15 protein-coding genes and 1 pseudogene are annotated in these 19,946 nt (G+C 31.1%); 6 read left to right on the top strand and 10 right to left on the bottom strand.

Annotated elements, in window-relative coordinates; genetic code table 11:
- Nucleotides 1-57: 57 nt before the first annotated feature.
- From Q0L44_RS01995 to Q0L44_RS01985, 3 genes are all read left to right on the top strand, one after another.
- Nucleotides 58-1,389, top strand: coding sequence for a TolC family protein (locus tag Q0L44_RS01995; RefSeq protein WP_296634568.1), 1,332 nt, complete (start codon nt 58-60; stop codon nt 1,387-1,389).
- 79 nt (nt 1,390-1,468) lie between these two features.
- Nucleotides 1,469-2,143 carry a tRNA (adenosine(37)-N6)-threonylcarbamoyltransferase complex dimerization subunit type 1 TsaB gene (tsaB, locus tag Q0L44_RS01990; protein WP_296634565.1) on the top strand — a complete coding sequence of 225 codons (675 nt, stop codon included), beginning with the start codon at nt 1,469-1,471 and terminating at the stop codon, nt 2,141-2,143.
- 242 nt (nt 2,144-2,385) lie between these two features.
- Nucleotides 2,386-2,739, top strand: a complete 354-nt coding sequence (locus tag Q0L44_RS01985) for a nicotinic acid mononucleotide adenyltransferase (protein ID WP_296634563.1) — start codon at nt 2,386-2,388, stop codon at nt 2,737-2,739.
- Nucleotides 2,740-2,842: 103 nt separating this feature from the next.
- On the opposite strand, the pseudogene Q0L44_RS11515 reads toward Q0L44_RS01985, so the two are convergent.
- The 8 genes and pseudogenes from Q0L44_RS11515 to Q0L44_RS01950 all read right to left on the bottom strand — a co-directional run.
- A pseudogene (locus tag Q0L44_RS11515) lies at nt 2,843-3,130 on the bottom strand (MOSC domain-containing protein); the annotation flags it as partial.
- Between the two features lie 105 nt (nt 3,131-3,235).
- Nucleotides 3,236-3,478 carry a hypothetical protein gene (locus tag Q0L44_RS11510; RefSeq protein ID WP_366084967.1) on the bottom strand — a complete coding sequence of 81 codons (243 nt, stop codon included), beginning with the start codon at nt 3,476-3,478 and terminating at the stop codon, nt 3,236-3,238.
- Nucleotides 3,479-3,587: 109 nt separating this feature from the next.
- Nucleotides 3,588-4,307 carry an energy transducer TonB gene (locus tag Q0L44_RS01975; protein WP_296634561.1) on the bottom strand — a complete coding sequence of 240 codons (720 nt, stop codon included), beginning with the start codon at nt 4,305-4,307 and terminating at the stop codon, nt 3,588-3,590.
- A gap of 67 nt (nt 4,308-4,374) precedes the next feature.
- A complete protein-coding gene (locus Q0L44_RS01970) occupies nt 4,375-4,749 on the bottom strand; it encodes a VanZ family protein (RefSeq protein WP_296634558.1) in 375 nt (124 codons plus the stop codon).
- Nucleotides 4,715-5,095 carry a glycine cleavage system protein GcvH gene (gene gcvH / locus Q0L44_RS01965; protein ID WP_296634556.1) on the bottom strand — a complete coding sequence of 127 codons (381 nt, stop codon included), beginning with the start codon at nt 5,093-5,095 and terminating at the stop codon, nt 4,715-4,717. Before gcvH ends, Q0L44_RS01970 begins: the two co-directional genes overlap by 35 nt.
- A 22-nt stretch (nt 5,096-5,117) precedes the next feature.
- Nucleotides 5,118-12,245: a cell surface protein SprA gene (gene sprA / locus Q0L44_RS01960; protein WP_296634553.1), complete on the bottom strand. Its 7,128-nt coding sequence runs from the start codon at nt 12,243-12,245 to the stop codon at nt 5,118-5,120.
- A gap of 4 nt (nt 12,246-12,249) precedes the next feature.
- Nucleotides 12,250-12,831 (bottom strand): Holliday junction branch migration protein RuvA, encoded by a 582-nt coding sequence (gene ruvA, locus Q0L44_RS01955; RefSeq protein WP_296634551.1) that lies wholly within the window; start codon nt 12,829-12,831, stop codon nt 12,250-12,252.
- An 11-nt stretch (nt 12,832-12,842) separates the two neighbouring features.
- Nucleotides 12,843-15,116, bottom strand: coding sequence for an NADP-dependent malic enzyme (locus Q0L44_RS01950; protein WP_296634548.1), 2,274 nt, complete (start codon nt 15,114-15,116; stop codon nt 12,843-12,845).
- A 241-nt stretch (nt 15,117-15,357) separates the two neighbouring features.
- Here Q0L44_RS01950 and Q0L44_RS01945 point away from each other — a divergent pair, with 241 nt between their 5' ends.
- Together Q0L44_RS01945 and Q0L44_RS01940 are read left to right on the top strand one after the other, a co-directional pair.
- The gene (locus tag Q0L44_RS01945; protein WP_296634545.1) at nt 15,358-17,832 is read left to right on the top strand and encodes a DUF5686 and carboxypeptidase regulatory-like domain-containing protein; all 2,475 of its coding nucleotides are present in this window, start codon (nt 15,358-15,360) and stop codon (nt 17,830-17,832) included.
- Nucleotides 17,833-17,846: 14 nt separating this feature from the next.
- Complete coding sequence (locus Q0L44_RS01940) at nt 17,847-18,089, top strand: MoaD/ThiS family protein (RefSeq protein WP_296634543.1); 243 nt, start codon at nt 17,847-17,849, stop codon at nt 18,087-18,089.
- Here Q0L44_RS01940 and Q0L44_RS01935 read toward each other — a convergent pair whose 3' ends face one another.
- The gene (locus Q0L44_RS01935; RefSeq protein ID WP_296634540.1) at nt 18,090-18,365 is read right to left on the bottom strand and encodes a DUF3817 domain-containing protein; all 276 of its coding nucleotides are present in this window, start codon (nt 18,363-18,365) and stop codon (nt 18,090-18,092) included. It lies immediately after the preceding gene.
- Between the two features lie 84 nt (nt 18,366-18,449).
- Here Q0L44_RS01935 and Q0L44_RS01930 point away from each other — a divergent pair, with 84 nt between their 5' ends.
- A complete protein-coding gene (locus Q0L44_RS01930; RefSeq protein WP_296634535.1) occupies nt 18,450-18,869 on the top strand; it encodes a molybdenum cofactor biosynthesis protein MoaE in 420 nt (139 codons plus the stop codon).
- 54 nt (nt 18,870-18,923) lie between these two features.
- Here the strand turns inward: Q0L44_RS01930 and Q0L44_RS01925 are convergent, their stop codons facing one another.
- A complete protein-coding gene (locus Q0L44_RS01925; RefSeq protein WP_296634532.1) occupies nt 18,924-19,943 on the bottom strand; it encodes a COX15/CtaA family protein in 1,020 nt (339 codons plus the stop codon).
- Nucleotides 19,944-19,946: the final 3 nt, after the last annotated feature.

Raw genomic sequence — 19,946 nt, 5'->3', positions numbered from 1 at the left:
AAAACATTTTTATTTATTAATTAGGATCTGTTAATCAACCAAAAAAATATTTAAGTTTTGAGAAATCAATCTATAGTGCTGCTCGTTTTATTTATGTCTATTGCAACTTTTTCGCAAAAACAATGGACCTTAAAAGAATGTGTAGATGAAGCTTTAAGTAAAAACATTTCCATCCAACAAAATAAGTTAAATCTTGCTTCCTCAGAAGTTGATGTGGCTATTGCAAAAGGTAACTTTCTTCCTAATTTGTCAGGAAATACAGGCGGTAATTTAAATTTTGGTACTGGTTTTGATCCGGTATCTCAAGATAGGGTAAATACCAGTTTCTTTGGAGGGTCTATAAATTTAAGCTCAGGTGTTAACGTTTTTAACGGTTTCAGAAATACGAATATCTATAAGCAAGCACAGTTAGGTGTAAAATCTAGTCAATTAGATTTAAAGAAAATCGAAAACGATATCTCTTTATTTGTAGTTAATGGTTATTTAAACGTCCTTTTTGCAAAAGAAAATTTAAATGCTGCTAGAGTACAGTATCAGATTAGTGAAAATCAAATTATAGCCGCAAAAAGTAGATTTAAATCTGGAGTAATACCTAAAGGAGATCTTCTAAATACAGAATCTACTGCAGCTTCAAATCTACAAACTGTAATCACACAAGAAAATGCCTTGGATTTGGCTTTGTTAAATTTAGCTCAAATTTTACAAATCCCTGCTGAAGGATTTGATGTCGCTCCTGTAGACGTTGGCTCCCCGTCAGAAAACTTGTTTTACACAGATTCTAATAATATTTATGAAAAATCTTTAGACAATCTTCCTGAAATAGAAAGAGCAAAATTGGCAATTGAAAATGCTGATTTGAGTATAGAAATTTCAAAAGCAGACTTTTTACCTTCTATAACCGCCTCTGCTGGTCTTTCTACCAATTATGGATACAATTTAAATTTACCTCCAGGATTTAGTAATACAGAATTTTTTGATCAAGTGAATGATAACTTAGGATATGGTTTTGGATTTAATATACGTATTCCAATTTTTAATCGTTTCCAAACAAAAAATAGAGTTTCACAGGCTTTCATAAGTAAAAGCATATTTGAAACTCGTTTAGAGAGTGAAAAATTAAATTTAAAACAAACCATCGAGCAGTCTTTTTTAGATGTTAAAACGGCTCTTAAAAGTTATGAAGCTGCAAAAATATCTTTAGAGGCTCAGCAAGAATCTTTTAAAAATGCGCAAGAGCGCTATAATTTTGGTGCGATGACACAATTCGATTTTGATCAAGTAAGAACACGATTGGTAAATGCACAGGCTACTCTTATAAGATCTAAATACGATTATGTATTTAAAACGAAAGTTCTGCAGTTTTATGCGGGTGATTTAATTTTAGAATAAATAATAGTTTACATATATAAATTTAGACCTCACTTTTAGTGAGGTTTTTTTTATAAGTATATTTGAAAAAAAAATAGATTTGAGCATTATTTTAAATATAGAAACTGCTACAAAAAATTGTTCGGTAAGTATAGCTAGTAAAGGAAGAGTAATTGCAGTAAAAGAATTAAATAATGGGAATTATTCTCACGCTGAAGTTTTACATCCATTTATAGAAAATGTATTAAAAGAGAGCCAACTTACAATTAAAAATATTGACGCAGTAGCTGTTAGTAAAGGCCCTGGATCATACACCGGTCTTAGAATTGGAGTTTCTGCAGCAAAAGGGCTTTGCTTTGCAAATAATATTCCATTAATTTCTATAGATACATTACAGTCATTGGCTAATGCTATATCAATCTCAGAGGGCTGCATAATACCTATGATAGATGCTAGAAGAATGGAAGTATATTCAGATGTTTTTAGTATTCAAAACCAATCTTTACGTGGTATTAAGGCAGAAATTGTAACTGATAATACTTACTTAAATTATTTAAATAAGGGATTAGTTACTTTTTTAGGAGATGGTGCTTTAAAATGCAAACCAGTAATAAAACATAAAAATGCAAAGTTTATAGATGGCAAATTTCCATCTTCAGAACAAATGGCTTTTTTATCGTATGAAAAATATGTAAATAATACTTTTGAAGATGTTGCATATTTTGAACCTTTTTATTTGAAGGACTTTATAGCAGTTCCTCAAAAAAAAACGTAATCTATTTTTTTAGTCTTTCTGTACATTTTATTTCAAAATTAAAAAAGAGTAAGCGTGTAAATAGTTATACTTCCTTTATTATTTCTTCTAATGTTAACAATTATTTATGGTTAAACATATGATTATTAGATGATTACATCAGTTTATTTACTCAATGTTAAATTAATGTTATGTGATTGTTGATTAATTGTAACTTATTTATTATATTTGTAAAGGAAATGTAAACCTTAAAATATAAAACTATGAAAAATATTTTAGCAATAATGATATTTAGCCTTACGATGATAGGGTATGCTCAAGAACAAAAACCGACTTTTAACGCTCATGGTGATTTAGTGAAAGCAACTTATTATTATAAAGATGGTTCTATAAAAACCCAAGGTTTTTTTAAGGATAAAAAATTGACAGGAGAATGGGTTCGTTTTGATAAGAATGGAAACAAAGTACAATTAGCGTATTATAATAATGGAAAAAAAATAGGTAAGTGGTTCGTATGGACAGCGGATTCTTTAAAAGAAATTAATTACGAAAGTAATGCAATTGCTTCAGTGAATGTATGGAAGCCTGATTCTAAAGTAGCTGTAAACAACGATTAATTGAATCGTTTATACTACTCTAAAAGGCTTAATAAAATAACGTTTTATTGAGCTTTTTTTGTTTTATTTCTATAACCCTTTATAGTTTGTCATTAATTTACTTTTATTTAATATAGTTACTTAATAGCATTCTTTTTTTTGGTGGAATCGCTTTACTTTTTACAGCGATTTTTAATAAATCTTGATCTTTGTTTTTACTAAAAACTACTTGGAATAGATCGTAGACAGTTAAACTATTTTTAGGTTTTTCTATAAGTATAAATTCATCATTTATATTTACATATCCTTCCTCTAGAACACTTAAATATGTACCTCCATCACCATGTGTTATAAATTGTTCTAATACTTTTTGAGTACCAAATTTATACCCAAACTTGTAGCAAGGTTCTCTATATTGAGAAACCTATACAACTGCTTTACCAACCTTATAAATAGCCCCTAAATAAACTTGCTTTTCATCAAAGTTCATAACAGTTAAATTTTCCCCAAACATACCTCACGTCCAATCTAAATTTGGATATAGTTCTTTCCAATATGGGTATTGATCTGCAGAAAAAAGATAACAAGCTTTGTAATAACCCCCATGATTTAACCGATTGGTAACTTCATCATTTAGTACATCATTTTTAGTAAGGAAAACAGGTTCGTTTATAGGTTTTTTGAATATACCAGTAGTCTCAGTTTTTCCTTGCCAAATAAATTCAGTAGGCTTACCAATATTGGTTGAAATTATTTTCATTTTATTTGTACTTAAGGTGATTTTTACTATTCATATGAATTTAAATGTAAAACAAAAAAAACGTTTAGAAAAGTTCTAAACGTTTTAGTTATGTTGTGTTAAGTATTTTTTACTCTACAATTAAAGAAAAAGGAATACTATATTTTACGCCTACTGGTTTACCTCTCTGTCTACCTGGCTTCATTTTAGGTAATTTGTTCATTACGCTAATAACTTCGCTTTCAATTTTTGGATGAGGTCCTCTTGCTTGTACGTTAACAATGTTACCTTGTTTGTCAATCTTAAAACCTATGAAAACTCTTTTTTTACCTGGTGATAATCCTAATTCATTTGGTAATTCAGCATCAAACTTTCTTGAGAAATGTTTTTGTACCATTTTACTAAAACAGTTTTTAAGCTCAACTTTATTCCCTTTACACCCAGGAAAAACAGGAACGTCTTCAATAATCATGAAACTTACATCTTCAACTACTTCTTCTGCTTCTTCGATCTCTACAATCTCTTCAACAACAACAGCATCGTCCTCATCAGTTTCTGTAGATTCAATTACAGTTTCTTCTACTTCTTTTTCGTCTTCTACTACTTCAATCTTTTCTGGAGTTGGAGGTGGTGGTGTTTTAGGTTTAACTGGCTCTATTCTTTCTGTAATTGGAATTTCCTCTTCCATTTCAGCATTCATATTTACGACAGCTAAATCACCATACGTTTTATCATAGGTTTTCTGTTCTATTGCTGCATATGTTACGAACAAAGCTAACACAAGCCCTATTTGCATGAAAATTTTGCTAAAATTTTCTAAATTCGATTTTGGATTTTTCTTAATTTGCATTGAAAAGCATTTTTAATAGATTGCTAATTTAAATAAAAATTTGTCTTATAAACAACTCTCAGTTTAATTAATATGCTTTTTTTTTAAAAACCAGATTAAAGAAGAGTAGTGCGAATAAAACTCCTACGGAGTTTGCTATAATATCAAACGAATCACCTATTCTATAATTCGTAAATTTACTTTGTATAACTTCAATTATTATGCCAAAAAAAATACAAGCAAATACAATAAGCATTTTAGTATTCTTTTTTTTATGAAAACTTATCAGCCAAGTTATTGCTAATGAAAAGTATGCAATTGAGTGGTAAACTTTATCAATATTATTTATACTTTTAGCATTACTAGGTAGTTTAAATAAACTTAAACAAACGATTGCAAATGTTATGGCTATAGCTATATAAATAAATTTACCCAGTAATAAGACTTTTATACGCTTCAGCATCTAATAAGTCTTTTAATTGAGATTTGTCAGAAATTTCTAATTTAATCATCCATCCTTTTTCATAAGGATCTGAATTCACCAATTCAGGATCATCTTCTAAAGCATCATTCAATTCAATAACTTCTCCTGTTAAAGGCATGAATAAGTCAGATACTGTTTTTACAGCTTCTACCGAGCCAAAAACTTCCCCTTCTTCTATAGTATCGTCTAATGTATCTACATCTACATACACAATATCTCCTAACTCCCCTTGTGCAAAATCTGTAATTCCTACAGTAGCAATATTGCCATCAATCTTAACCCATTCGTGATCTTTTGTGTACTTTAAATTCGCTGGAATGTTCATTTGATTTACTTTTATAAGTTGTTTAATTACCGCCTAAATTATAGATAATATTGATTCCGCCGTTAATGGCTTGTCTTGGAAAAGTTGTAGATATTGCATATTTAGATGTTTGATGATTGTAATAAAAAGATGCTGTTAAACTACTACTTAATCTATAATCTGCTACAAATTTAATAGAAAATAATCGTTGCCCACCACTAATTTGATTATTATCTTCATCAATATACCTAATTTGTGTTAAGTTATCTCTTAAAGATATATCTGCTCTTAGGTTTATGTCTCCTTTTAAAGTTGTTTTCTTACCTGTAAAACGGGTGTTCATCTTTACTTCTTTAAAAACATACCCTACACCAAATATATATTCTGTCCCAGCAATATCTGTTAGTGTGCTGTTGTTGAAGTTCATAGTTAATGTTCTGTCTCTCTTTACTTCTCCTCTGATAGAAAAAGAATTTTTCATTTTCATGTCTAATTTTACTAAAGGAGAAAACTCATCCACTAGTGTAGCAGCACCTACTAATCTTTCGGCTTCAAAATTACCTGCAGCATTTACATTGGTAAATTTTGTTGCATCTTTATATTTTAAATTGTTGGTAAAACTAGATAGTGTATACGAAGATCTGTACCCATGTGAAATTATAAACGTAGAGAAGTTTTTCTTAAACCATTTTAATTTCATTAAACCATTGTAACGTAATGTCCAATTAGGAATTGGTATATTTCTAAATAAACCTGTTGCTATGGTATTTGGATTCTTACCAGAGTAGGCTGCTAAAAATGCGGGTAGTAAAACTTGTTGACTGTTTTCTCCAAAACCATCAGGGTTTGCATTTGGAATCTCACTAACAAATCGATTTTTTATTGTACTTCTGTATTCTTTCATTTTCTCAAATAATGCATCACCATTAGTAAATGCAGTACCAAACATAGAGTAACTTGTGCTAAAGTTCCCTGTTTCAAAAGCGTCAATATCAAAATCTATAAAACCATTTTCAGATCCATCTGCGACGATATCTAACTGTTGAGAGAGGTCTGATGTTTTAATTTTATTACCTCTAACGTCTATATTTAGATCTCTTATAGGTTTTAACGTAAAATTATAATCTAATTTGTTATAATGTGTTCTAGAGTATGTTTTATTATAAAAAGCACTCTCATCTATATTCGTATTTGGATCGTCTACTAAAGCCCTTGGTGTTACTAACCAACCGTTAGTTAGGGCTTTGTTTCTAATATCTACTTGACTCCCAAAAGCAAAAGATGTGGGTGCACCTCCTAAAAAGCCAATCTCTTGGTCATAACCTTGTAAATATTGTCCATTATTTTCAGAGTAACTAATAGTGGCTTGTTTTACAGCGGTTAGTAAGTCCCAAGAAAGTTTAAGTATTTTCTTTCCTATTGGCAAATTCTTCTTTGGTCTTATTCTAGCATTTTTATTTTCTTTTGCTAATTTTCTTTGTTGTTTAGTTAATAATAGTTTCTCGAACCCAACATTTTTATACATTTTATCAAAAGAAAAAGTGGTATTTAGATTATGTGTATTTGCATTTTGAATTACATTTCCTATTTGTGTTGAAATAGTTTCGTCTTGAGATTGTACTTGCCAGTCAAAATCTGCAGTGTATCCATAATCTGCTTTTACAAAACTTAAAAAAGGAAATTTATCAAAAGGTAGTTGGTATGTTCCATTTAATTTTTGATGGTATTGGTTTGCATTACCTGTATTAAAGAAGTTGTCAAAAATTTGTAATTCTTCCCCACTTCCAAACGCATCATATATGTAATTGTTGGTTGCATTAAAGTTAAGATCTATTGATTTTGTTAAGTTAAACCCAATGGTATAATCCCAATCAAATAAAAACCTTCTTTGAACCAATTCTGGCTGTGCAGACAATCCTTGTACTAAGTTACGTGATTGTTGCTCATTATAACTTCTGTTAATCCTAGAATTAAGGGCTATAATACTTGGGACTGGATTTATATTTAAGTCTTTTATAAAACGCCAGTATTTATTCTTAAATTTTTCAGAGTTTTTAAAAAGCTCTATGGGAGATGAATTGATCTTATAATTATAGGTTGCAGAGGCAGTAACATTTTCGTTAATATATTTCTCTATATTATAATCTCTATGAAATTCTTTGTTATGTGCATAAGAAACTGCAATATTTTCAATATCATAAAACCTTGGTTTTTTTGTAGAATTTGGATTTCTATTTTTTCTTACATTTATAAAACTAATACTTGTTCTCTTAGTATAATCTCTAGAAAATTCACTATTTGGATTTTGTGAAATAGCATCTTCTAATAATACATCCTGGTATTGAGGATCAAACTTAGGATCAATAAATTTTTCTCCTACACTGTAAGTCATTGGTAGTTGAACTCCCCATTTTTCTGGTGTTATTACTTTTCCTAAATTTAAGGTTGTAGAAACATCGTACTCTTTGGTTTCATCTAAACTTCTTTGGTTTACTCTATCCTCTACATTTCCAAACCCTATTGTTTGTATACTTCCAGAGACAGAAACATTGGCAACATCTGCAAAATTTGCATCTGCATTTAAAACTGCTGCCCAGCCAGCATCATTATCAAAACCTGCAGCTCTTAATTCATTGAACCATATTTCACCTGTTCTATTAACATTAGTTGTGTTTTTTAAACCTAACAGAATAGTTCTAATTTGTGCAGAAGTTGGGTTCCCCTTTACGCTTATCGTGTAAGGCACATCTGTAGTTTGTGTGTTAGATGTATACAGCTCGTTTATGGGAGCACCAATAGCATCTCTTTCTAATTTTACTTTTCCAAATGTTTCTAAAAGCGCATTTAAATTATTGGCTTCAGGCCAAATATCTAACTGACTTGTACCCCCAGAGCTTATAGTTAATGGTAATGCTACTTCATAATAGTTGTCATTTAAGTCTGTTCCTAGCCTAATAACTCCAGAAAAACCCTCATCACCTTCTAAATGCATAAACATTTTAAGGTTTTTGAATCGTCTTAAATCTACACTTATATTTTTATAGATAGCTCTTGTTTTTCCGGGTTCTAAATTCGTTACTTTTAAAGTTACAGACTGTTCATTTTGGAGTTGAACGGTAGTACTTCCTTGTAGTCTTTCCCTTTCTATTCCTGGAGGTTGAATATAACTTCCGTTATTTTGCTCTATACTTACGACACCTACTTCAAAATTTTTCAATTCGTCTTGTGTTAAAGCTCTATCTGGATTTATAGCTGGATCTATGGTTCTTACATAACGTCTGTAATCTCCTCTAACCAAATCTAACTCTCCAAAACGAAGTACAACAGGCATTTTAAAATTAGTAACATACATTCTAATAAAACGAATGCTATTAAAATCTGTAATGCCATTTACAGGTTTACCGTTTCTAATAGGAACTCTAAATTGGTACCACTTGGTTTCTTGTGAATCGCCATTTTCGAGAGTAACCGAAGTTGTTTTTTCGTCTACAATAAAGTTTCTTCCTTTTTGTAAATCGTTCCTATTCATAGAAATCTGATATTCGAAAAAGCTCTCTACAGTATTCATGGTCTGATCTCTGTTGATATCTTCTACATCAGGATAAGTTGTAGAAGAGGTAGGGTATGTTTCTGGAGATTGATTTAAGGTAGGTGAGTTACCTTGAGTGTTATTAAAATCTTTATACCTTTTTATGATTGATGCATTTATACCATCTAATGAACTTCCTCTAAAAAATTGAAAGTCGTCTGCTGCTGGATCTGATAAATTGGAGAATTTAGAGGCAATATTTGGCAAGCTTTTTTCTTCGTCATTATTCAATCCGTCAAAGCCTAAATCTTGGTTGGTTCTTGCAATATCTTCTTCACTAAAAGCATAAATTATTGAGGGGTTTCTAGGAACATCTCCCCAGATAGTACTATTTACATTTACCCCATCAATTTTAGCGCCATCTTCTGGTAAACCATTCTCAAACATTTTACGGTTGTCTTTGGTAATGTCTTCTGAAATATTACCAAGATTTATGAATAAATCACCAACTTGATTGGAAAGGTCGTTTGGATTAATACCTGTAGGCAAACCTTCCTCTTCTGTTAAAGAATAATTTTGATACGGATCCATTATCCAAAATTGAATATACTCAACATTAGCCTGATCGAAATTATTTGTATTTAAAGGACGCATTATTCCACCCCAATTACTTTCCGGGTTTGGTAAAATAGCTTTGTCCCCTTGTATTATCGCATTAGGATTATAGTTATAAGAACCTCTTTCTTCTGGGAAATAAGCTAAATCTAGAGTTCTTATTTGTGTATTCTGTGTAATATCAAACTGTTGATTTGGAAATAGTTCATTAAAATTAATTTGCCTTGTTTCTGCTCTAGACAAATCATCTGCATTTATACTTGGAGGTGTTTCTCCAAAACCATAAAATATTTGATCAATACTATACCAAGCTAATTTTCCTCTTTTATAATTGTATGATAAATCACTACTAGCGCCATTAAATTGGTCATTAGATTGGTTTTTTGGAGTACTAGCTTCATACCAATCTAAAGCAGATAATAAACTTATGGGTACTTGAGAAGCTTCAAAATCGTCTATGTAAGACGTAGCTGCACCTGTAACATCAATACCACTTGGTGTTCCCGGTAATAAGTAAGCCATGTCTGCTCTTACAGAAATATTAGAGGTAACGTCTGTATCTACAAAGGGTAATTTGTTGGCCAATTTTGTGAAGTATGGTACCTCTGAAGAAAAATCTATATTTAAACCAAGCATGGTATTATTAATTGGTTCAGAGCCAAAATTTATTTTAGGAGTTAAAGGCCTTTCCATAATATTTAATACAGTGGCTCCTAATACAAAATTTTCAGAAAATTGATGTTCAACATCAATTCCCATGAAGGTTTTTCTTTGTTGGTTAAAAACAGCATTATTTTCTGTAGAAACACTTATAGGTGTTCCACTAGCTTGTAAACCTGGATCTATAATTTGCACACGCCCTTGTAAGTAATCTACTACAAAATCTACCCCTTCTACCAATTGCCTTCCGCCTGCTGTAACGATTACAGAGCCTTGGGGCACATTAAAAGCACCAATGGGAATACCACCTGCACTTTCTGATTTAAAATACCCTTTTAAAAAGTACTTATCCTTTGCTTGAAAGTTATTTTGAATATTAATTTTTGTATTTAAATACAATTCTTTAAATAGAAATTGTTTGTCCAAGTTTTCGTCTAAACCAATATCATTTGGATCAGATGGGTCCAAGATTAAATCGTTTCCAAAAGGTTCTGGCTCCGGAAAAATAATATAGCCGTTAGGTGAATTTACTGTAATACCCTCTACGTAATCGAAAAAACCGTCTGCAGTTCTAAATTGACTTTGATCTAATTGATCTAAATTTAAAACTTGTATTAAGGGAGTATTTGGAATATTGGGAGTATTGGCATTTTGTAAAATATTAGAGGCAATACCTGTTTGATCGTCTCTATATTGTATTTCAAACCTAAATCCGTCCCTACTTAATGGATAAGCACCTAGGGCATAAATATTTTTCATCATTAACCTCCACGTAGGGAAAGCCTCTGCTTCATTTGTTTGGAGATTTTGTCTTACTGTTTGTAAAACTTCAGAACGCAATAATTTAACCGCTAAGTTTTGAGGGGCCTGGATACCATCATTAGAGAATTCTCCTACTTTAAATGATTTTTCTGTACTACCTGCTACAGAGCCAGCCACTGTATATTCATAAGCTACAGCTAAAACTTCTCCATCGTTTAAACGTCTGTTTAAGGAAATGTACCCTAGCTTAGAGTTTAAATTATATTCATTTGTAGTTAATTTCCGTGCGTTTTCTAAAATAGAGTAATCTGTACCTTGCTCCATTTGAAATTGAGTTTGCAAGGTGTTATCCACATTAGAGACATCTCTTATACCACTTAAAATAGTAGGACTATAAATAGAGTTTGCATTGTTTTGTGGTAAATAAAATGTGTCTCCATTAGTAGTAATTCCGACCGGATTTACTGGCTGGACTGTGTTTTTATCGTCTACTAAGTTTTGATAATCACTACCTGGCCTATTCAATTCACCCAAATCTGCCAGTGCCACAATACTTCTAAAGTCTTCTGTAGTTGCGTTTCTGTTTGTAATCCAAACTTCAATTCTAGTAATGTTTACTTGACTGCTAACTAGTGGGTATTGTTTTAACGAATTTGCATAATTGTCTATAAAAAACTGAGATAAGAAAAAATGACGATCATTATCATAATCTGTAGTTCTTAACTCAAACTCTTGTATGGAAGCTCCAGCCTCAGCAACTACTGTTTTACTTTCTGAATTTTGTTGAGAAAACACACCAGTAACCGTTGTTTTACCAAATTGTAATTTTGCTTTTACACCAAATAGACTTTGTGCACCGTTAATTAATGAGTTTTTTATTGGCATAGAAACATTACCTGCCTCTATTCCTTGCAATATGTCGTCCTCTGTTGGTTTGTAATCTACTTTTACTAGGTTTTGAAAATCGAAACTTGCCTGTGTGTCATAGTTTACAGTAAACTCTAATCGCTCTCCAACTTTTGCTCTTATGCTTGCATTAATTTGTTGGTCAAAATCGAAAGTAAAACTACTTCTATTTTCCTCTGAAATTTGAGGGTTTTCTGTATTTTGATAAATAAAACCAAGCTTTAAATTTAAATTTCCTGTGGGAGTAAATTCAATTTTATTCCCCCCAAAAATAGTTTCAAAAAATTTTGAATTTACATAATAACTTGGTAATAAGTCTTTTTGTGCCTCTGCTGCTCCTTTTTTCTTACTATTTGTGGCACTTACCTTTTCTTTAAAATATTGAAGCATATCTCTTTTTAATCGATATGCCTGGTATTCTTTTTGCGTTAAATAAATAGGTGTTTTTGTATAATAGTCCCCAATTTTTTCGAGTATCACGTATTTATTGAGTTCCTTGTCAAAAACCACTTCTTTTTTTGCTAAATCATCTAAGAAAAATCCACCTTTTTGGGTGTATTTAAAATCATACTTAAGTTGTAAAGTATCATTTTTTATTTCTAGAGTATCTTTTTTACGATTGTTTTGTCCTTGCAAAGAAAAACAAATTACAAAGGTAAATAAGGTGTAAAAAGCTGTGTTATTTAATAACTTATGCAACTGATTATAAGTTTTTTAATGCAAGTTTTATAATATTTTCTACAGAAGCTTCTGGGTTTTCTTTTAAAACAGAGGAAACTACTTTGTCAGATTGTTTTCTATTAAAACCTAATACTTCTAATGCAGATAACGCTTCATCTTTATTTGTATTGCTCGTAATAACAAAAATTTCGTCCGTAGCAAAGGTATTTAAGATCTTATCTTTTAAGTCTACAATAACACGTTGTGCTGTTTTTGCTCCAATTCCTTTTACAGATTGAATTATAGCTACATTTTCTGAAGCTATGGCTTGTTGTATTTCTTCTGAAGTCATAGAAGAGCACATGGTTCTTGCAATACTTGGACCAACTCCTGAAACTGAAATTAAAAGTTTAAAGACTTCTCTCTCAGTTTTATTAATAAATCCAAACAAAGTATGAGCATCTTCCCTAATAGATAGATGTGTGTATAGAATTACGTTTTCATCTTCAGGCAAACTAGAAAAAGTATTTAATGAAATATGAAGCAAGTAGCCAACTCCACTACAATCTACGACAACCTCTGTTGGACTTTTTTCAACTAATCTTCCTCTAATTTGTGTAATCATAGTTTTGTTCTTTATTTCTTTTCTCGTTGTTGTGCATCTACACAGGCTAAGGCTGCCATGTTTACCATTTCATCCACGCTTGCCCCTAACTGAACAATATGTGCTGCCTTACTTAACCCTAGAATTACAGGTCCAATAGATTCAGCTCCCTGTGTTTCTTTTAAAAGTTTATAGGTAATATTTGCCGATTCTAGATTTGGGAAAATTAAAACATTTACTTTTTTTCCATTCAATTTTGAAAACGGAAATTCTTTGGCTAGCATTTCTGGATTTAAAGCAAAATCTGCTTGAATTTCTCCATCTACAATAGCGTTTGGGAAATTACGATGAATATACGAAACGGCTTCTCTAATTTTTTGAGAAGACTCACTTTTTGTAGATCCAAAATTAGAAAAAGAAAGCATAGCTGTATTAGGCTTCATTCCAAACATCTTTACCAAATTAGATGTCATCTGAGAAATTTTTACCAAATCTTTTGCGGTAGGGTTTACATTTATAGTGGTATCTGCCAAAAATATTGGCCCTTGCTTGGTAAGCATTAAATTACATGCTGCTATTTTAGAAGTACCATTATCTCTTGGAATGGATTCTAATATTGGTCTTACAGCTGTTGGGTAGGGTCTTGAATAACCTGTTATTAAAGCATCGACCTCTCCAACATTAACCATCATAGCAGCAAAATAATTACGCTCTCGCATTAATTTTTTTGCTTCTGTTAGTGTTCTTCCTTTGCGTTGTCTTGTTTGCCAATATGCCAATCCAAAACGCTCTCTTCTATCGTTCTCTTCATCTGTTTTAGGATCAAAAATTGGTACTTCTTCTGTAAAACCAATTTCTTCTTTTAATTCAAGAATTAATTCCTTTCTACCCAATAAAATAGGTAGCCCTAATTTTTCTTCTTGTATTCTTTGTGCTGCTTTTAAGACATCTAAATGATCTGCTTCAGCAAAAACAATTCGTTTTTTATTTCTTTTAGCTCTATTGTGAATTTGTCTAATTTCTTTACTTCCAGAACCAGAACGCTCCATTAATTCTTCTCTATACGCATTCCAATCTGTAATAGGTTCTAAAGCTACACCAGACTCCATTGCTGCTTTTGCAATTGCTGGTGGAATTTCATAAATTAATCTAGGGTCAAAAGGTTTTGGGATAATATATTCCTTTCCGAAATTTAAACTTACTTCATCATAAACAATATTTACTTGTTCTGGAACAGATTTTTTTGCTAGGTCTGCAAGGGCATGAACTGCGGCCAGCTTCATAGCTTCATTAATTTTTGTTGCTCTTACATCTAAAGCACCTCTGAAAATAAATGGAAAACCAAGTACATTGTTTACTTGGTTAGGATGATCAGATCTACCTGTTGCCATTATAATATCATCTCTAGTTGCTATAGCTAAGTCATACTCTATTTCTGGGACAGGGTTTGCCATAGCAAAAACAATTGGGTTTTTTGCCATAGATAAAAGCATGTTTGGTGTAACAATTTTCCCTGTAGAGAGCCCTATAAAAACATCAGCATTCTGCATTGCTTCTTCTAAAGTATGAACATCTTTCGAGGTCGCAAATTCAGCTTTTTGAGAAGTTAGATTATCTCTATCTTTTCTGATAACCCCTTTACTATCACACATGATGATATTTTCTCTAACTGCACCTAATTCTAAATACAAACGTGTACAAGATATGGCTGCAGCACCTGCGCCGTTCACAATTATGTTTAATTTAGAAATATCTTTTTCCGAGATTTCTACAGCATTTTTTAATGCAGCTGCTGAAATAATTGCAGTACCATGCTGATCGTCATGCATTACAGGAATGTCTAGTTCTTCTTTTAAACGAGTTTCTATTTCAAAAGCTTCTGGAGCTTTAATATCTTCTAAATTAATGCCTCCAAATGTTGGAGCTATCGCTTTTACAGTTTCAATAAATTTGTCTACATCTGTAGCGTCTACCTCAATGTCAAAAACGTCAATATCTGCAAATATTTTAAAAAGAAGCCCTTTTCCTTCCATTACAGGTTTAGAGGCTTCAGGACCAATATCTCCTAATCCTAAAACAGCAGTTCCGTTAGAAATTACAGCAACTAAATTTCCTTTAGATGTATATTTATAAATATTGTTTTTATCTTTTGCAATTTCTAAACAAGGCTCTGCAACACCTGGGGAGTAGGCCAATGCTAAATCGTGCTGAGTAGCATACTTTTTTGTAGGTAAAACTGCAATTTTACCAGGTTTTGGTTTTGCGTGGTATAGTAAGGCTTCGTGTCTTTTTCTTGAATTGCTCATAAATACTTATTTCCTTATATAATCATACAAATATATACTTTTCAGTGTAAGCTTTGTAAAATGTTTTCTATTCTTTTTACAACGAAACCTTTTTGTAAAGTATTGTTTAAAGATCCAAAAAACAATCTGCTAAACTTGTCGTTCTAACTTAAATTAAAATTGAATAAACAGGTTTAACAATTTTTAAAGGTTTTCTTGTAACATTACCAGTATGTTTGCGTCTACATAATAAAATATTTGAATGAAAAAAAATCTCTTTTTCTTTTTTTTAAGTGCAGCTTTTTACTGTAGCGCCCAAATTAAGGGGGTTGTAACTGATATTAAAAATCAGCCTCTTTCTTTTGTGAGTATTTATCTTGATAAGACAGTAAATGGTACAACCTCTAATGATAATGGGGTTTACGAATTAACTATTAAAGAGCCAGGTAATTACACGCTTGTTTTTCAAATGCTAGGTTTTAAAACAAAAAAGAAGTCAATTACTTTTTCAGAATTACCTTATTATTTAAATGTAACTTTAGAGGAAGAGAGTGTTTCCTTAAGTGGAATTTCTATTTTTACAAGTCAGAATCCTGCAAATATAATTGTTAGTAACGCAATTGCTAATAAAGAAATTAATACAAATAAATTTGCTAATTATACTGCAAAATTTTACTCTAGAGGACTTACAAGAATTAAAGAAGCACCAGAAAAATTTCTTGGGCAAAGCACTGGAGATTTTGGAGGAGGTTTAGATACGACTAGAAGTGGAATTATTTATTTGTCAGAGACATTTTCTGATATTTCTTTTCAAAAAAAACCGAAAAGATTTAAAGAAAAAATAATAGCTTCCAAGGTTTCTGGAGAAGATAATGGTGTGAGTTTTAATAGGGCAGAGGATTCTAATGTTGATCTTTACGAAAACAGCATTGCAATTTTTAATGATTTGGTTTCTCCAATTTCTTCAAACGCATTTGGTTACTACACTTACAAATTAGAAGGTAGTTTTTACGATTCAAATAACAGGTTAATTAATAAAATAAAAGTAATACCTAAAAGGAAAAACGACCGAGTTTTTAAAGGGTATATTTATATTGTAGAAGATGATTGGGCTATATATGGTTGCGATTTAACAACCACTGGGCTTCAAGTAAATCTTCCTTTTGTAAACTCTTTAGGGCTAAAACAAGGCTATGCTTATTCCCCTATTATAGAAGGATGGGTGTTAATTAGTCAGTCTATAACTTTTGATATTTCTATTTTTGGATTTAAACCAAGAGGAAAATTTTCTTACGTATATTCTGATTATAATTTTTCTCCAAATTTTACTGAAAGTACGTTTAAGAATGAGGTATTAACTTTCGAGAAAAATGCTACAAAAAAAGATACTATTTTTTGGAACACTTTAAGGCCGGTAGCCTTAACAAAAGAGGAGGTAAATGATTACAAAGTAAAAGATAGTATAAAAGTTGTTCGAAAATCAAAAAAGTACTTAGACTCACTAGATGCCAAAAATAATTTATTCAACTGGTTTAATCCTTTATTAGGATATACTTATAATAACTCTTACAAGAATAGAGCTCTTTCTTACAGTGGTCCTCTTTTGGGTGTAAGTTTTAACACAGTACAAGGGTTAAATGGTTCTGTTGGATTGAGTTATTTTGAAGAACTGAATAAAACAGGTAAATGGTGGCGTGTTTCGGCGAATGTTAATTATGGTTTTTCAGAACGTAAATTAAGACCTGTTATTTCATTTTCTAAAAAATGGAATAACATTTCAAAGCCAAGGTTAACAATTTCTGGAGGTGTAACAACAGCGCAATTCAATGGGAGAAATCCAATTAAAAAGTTGGACAATTTAATACGGACGTTAACAAGGAGATTAAACTACATGAAAATTTATGAAAAGGAATTTGTAAGAATTGACTTTTCTGAGGAGATTACTAATGGAATTTATTTATCATCGTCTTTAGAGTACGCAAATAGAAAACCACTTTTTAATACTACAAATTATTCTTTTGCAAGACAGAGTAAAAACGATCCTTACACCTCTAATAATCCTCTAGAACCAAAAAACTTTACCAGTTCTGTTTTTACATCTCATAAAATAGTAACTTTAAATATTGGAGCTTCTTTTGCTTTTGGGCAGAAATACTTGTCTTACCCAGATAGAAAGGTTAACGTCGGTAATCGTAAATATCCACTACTTAATTTAAATTTCAGAAAAACATTTGGTGCACAAAATGACGAATTTAATTCAGATTTAATTACAGCTAGCTTAACTCAGAATCTAAATACAGGTAATTATGGTGATTTTTTCTATTATTTAAGAGCAGGAGTCTTTTTTGAAAAGAAAAATATTGCGTTCATGGATAACTTACAAGTAAAAGGGAATCAAATGTTTATTGTGACTGATGGTAATCGTAAAAATAATTTTGGTTTATTAGAGTATTATCGTTTCTTCTCAAATAACAAATATGTAGAAGCACACATAGAGCACAATTTTAAAGGAGCTCTTTTAGCAAAACTTCCAGTACTTAGTATTTTGAATTATCATATAATTACAAGTGCCAAAACAATGTATATGTCAGATACAAAACAGTATTCTGAAGTTGCTATCGGTTTAGAGAATATAGGTTTTGGGAAATGGCGCTTCTTAAGAATAGATTATATTAAATCATTTCATGATGGTATTCAGAATGATGGTTTATTATTAGGCTTTAATTTAACCTTTTAATTTTTTTGTAAACTATGACACTTAAAGTACTTTTTTTCGGAATAACAAGAGATTTAGTGGGGGCTAATGAAACCATCATGAACCTACAAAAAAACACAACAGTAGCTGATTTTAAAAAAGCTTTAAAGAAAAGTTACCCTGTTTTAGAAAAATTAAATTCGTATGCAATAGCTGTTAACGAAGTATATGCACAAGATTTACTAGAGTTAAATTCAACAGATATTATCGCTATAATTCCTCCGGTAAGTGGCGGGTAATTAACGTAAATATTTTTTATCAACAAAAAAAGTACCAAAAGGAATTATTGCGCAAATTAAGACGATTCCCAGATCTTTTAGATTCCATTTCATTTGTTTTTTAATCACGATAGCAAATACAATATATAACATAAATAAAATGCCATGTGGCATGCCTAATAGCTTAACATAAGAGCTGTCTCCTTGTGTGTATTTAATTGGTGTCGCAACAACAAACAGTAAGAGTAAGTAAGAAACCCCTTCTAGAAAGCTAATTAATCTAAATAGTTTTGTCATTTCTTTAAGTATGTTTAATTTAAAACAAAGATACATTACGAATTTGTATTTTTGTTTTTCTAACACTATGAGTTTATAAAATTTATGAGAACTTCAGTAGAATTAACTTCTAATCAATTGGATTTACAAGAATGTTATCGTTTTGTAGAAGACCCTATTTGTGGAGGTATTTCAGTTTTTGTAGGTACAGTTAGAAATGATACACAAGGAAAAGAAGTGAGGCAATTAGATTTTTCTAGCTATAAACCAATGGCGATCAAAGAAATGCAAAAAATCGCAGATGCTGCTCTAGTAAAATATGACATCTATAAAATAGCGATTCATCACGCAGAGGGTTTGTTAAAAGTTAGTGAGGTTCCTGTTATTATTGCAGTTTCTTCTAAGCACAGAAAAGCTGCTATATTAGCTTGTGAATTTGCTATAGACACTTTAAAAGAAAAGGTTCCTATTTGGAAAAAAGAGTATTTTTCTGACGGGGAAGTTTGGGTAAATGCACACCCGTAACTTTAGGTTTAATTTTCTTATTAGAACTAGCCTTATAATTTAATGAAGCAAGCTTTATGCCTTAGTAAATTTTCTGCTCTGTAGCCATAAATAAAATTGCATTCCAAAGAGTAGTGCTCCTGCCATTAAGTGTATAGCCTGTGTGCCAATCGGAATTTCTGCATAATACATTAAAATACCAGTAATTGCTTCTAAAAATATTAAAAAAACAATCCAATTTATCAGTTTGTATCCAAGCTTTTTAATTTGGTTAAGGTATAACAAGCTGAAGTTTACAAGAACAATAGCGATCGTAAAAGACCTATGTAAATAAAATTTTAAGTTAGGGTTCATTAAGCTATGATTTTTATTTTCAAAACCAAAAAGCTTAACCTGCTCATCTATAAATTGTCGTACTTGAGTTCCCATTGCAATTTGAATCAATGAAAATACTACAGAAATAATTAATAGTTTGTTAAATAGGGCGTTGTAAGGATATGTTTTTTTAGAGGATATGATGAATTTTAAATTTAAGAGTAGTGCAATGATGACTAATCCAACTACCATATGTAGAGTGATAATTGCTGGGGTTAAATTTGTGTCTACAACAGTTTTTCCTAGCCAAGCCTCAAATAGCATTAAAAAGAATGCACCAAAAGAAAGAAGTGTTATTTTTTTGTTTTCTTTCCAGTACTTTAATGATCCGTAGACTAAAAATAGAAAAACAAAACCTGCTAGTACAGATACTAGTCTATTAATATACTCTGTCCAAGTGTGGTATTTGTTAAAAACGGTGTAATCATGTTTGGTATATTTTTTCCAGTTTTTTAAATCAAACTCTTTTGTGGTTTGAAGGTCTTTTGCAGCAACAAATAAAACTTCATTTTTTATAATGATAAAACCCTTTTTGTAAGTTGTGTTTGGTTTCCATGTAATTTCTTCTTCTGAAGTAGGTGGTATGTAGTACCCAAAGCATTTTGGCCAGTCTGGACAACCCATTCCAGAACCTGTCATCCTAACAATAGAGCCTGCTAAAAATATTAAGTACAAAGAAATAATAGCTATTTGTACAAATTTCGGAAACCTTTTTTTCATTAA

The organism is Polaribacter sp., from assembly GCF_024639685.1.
Lineage (GTDB): Bacteria > Bacteroidota > Bacteroidia > Flavobacteriales > Flavobacteriaceae > Polaribacter.
The sequence above is the reverse complement of the archived record's forward strand: the minus strand, read 5'-3'. Positions and strand labels throughout refer to the sequence as shown.

Excerpts from the sequence above, each read along its gene's own strand:
- Q0L44_RS01935 (WP_296634540.1), bottom strand. The coding sequence starts at position 18,365 with ATGACAAAACTATTTAGATTAATTAGCTTTCTAGAAGGGGTTTCTTAC.
- Q0L44_RS01975 (WP_296634561.1), bottom strand. The coding sequence starts at position 4,307 with ATGCAAATTAAGAAAAATCCAAAATCGAATTTAGAAAATTTTAGCAAA.
- Q0L44_RS01985 (WP_296634563.1), top strand. The coding sequence starts at position 2,386 with ATGAAAAATATTTTAGCAATAATGATATTTAGCCTTACGATGATAGGG.
- gcvH (WP_296634556.1), bottom strand. The coding sequence starts at position 5,095 with ATGAACATTCCAGCGAATTTAAAGTACACAAAAGATCACGAATGGGTT.
- Q0L44_RS01925 (WP_296634532.1), bottom strand. The coding sequence starts at position 19,943 with ATGAAAAAAAGGTTTCCGAAATTTGTACAAATAGCTATTATTTCTTTG.
- Q0L44_RS01940 (WP_296634543.1), top strand. The coding sequence starts at position 17,847 with ATGACACTTAAAGTACTTTTTTTCGGAATAACAAGAGATTTAGTGGGG.
- Q0L44_RS01930 (WP_296634535.1), top strand. The coding sequence starts at position 18,450 with ATGAGAACTTCAGTAGAATTAACTTCTAATCAATTGGATTTACAAGAA.
- Q0L44_RS01950 (WP_296634548.1), bottom strand. The coding sequence starts at position 15,116 with ATGAGCAATTCAAGAAAAAGACACGAAGCCTTACTATACCACGCAAAA.
- Q0L44_RS11510 (WP_366084967.1), bottom strand. The coding sequence starts at position 3,478 with ATGAAAATAATTTCAACCAATATTGGTAAGCCTACTGAATTTATTTGG.
- Q0L44_RS01970 (WP_296634558.1), bottom strand. The coding sequence starts at position 4,749 with ATGCTGAAGCGTATAAAAGTCTTATTACTGGGTAAATTTATTTATATA.
- ruvA (WP_296634551.1), bottom strand. The coding sequence starts at position 12,831 with ATGATTACACAAATTAGAGGAAGATTAGTTGAAAAAAGTCCAACAGAG.
- Q0L44_RS01945 (WP_296634545.1), top strand. The coding sequence starts at position 15,358 with ATGAAAAAAAATCTCTTTTTCTTTTTTTTAAGTGCAGCTTTTTACTGT.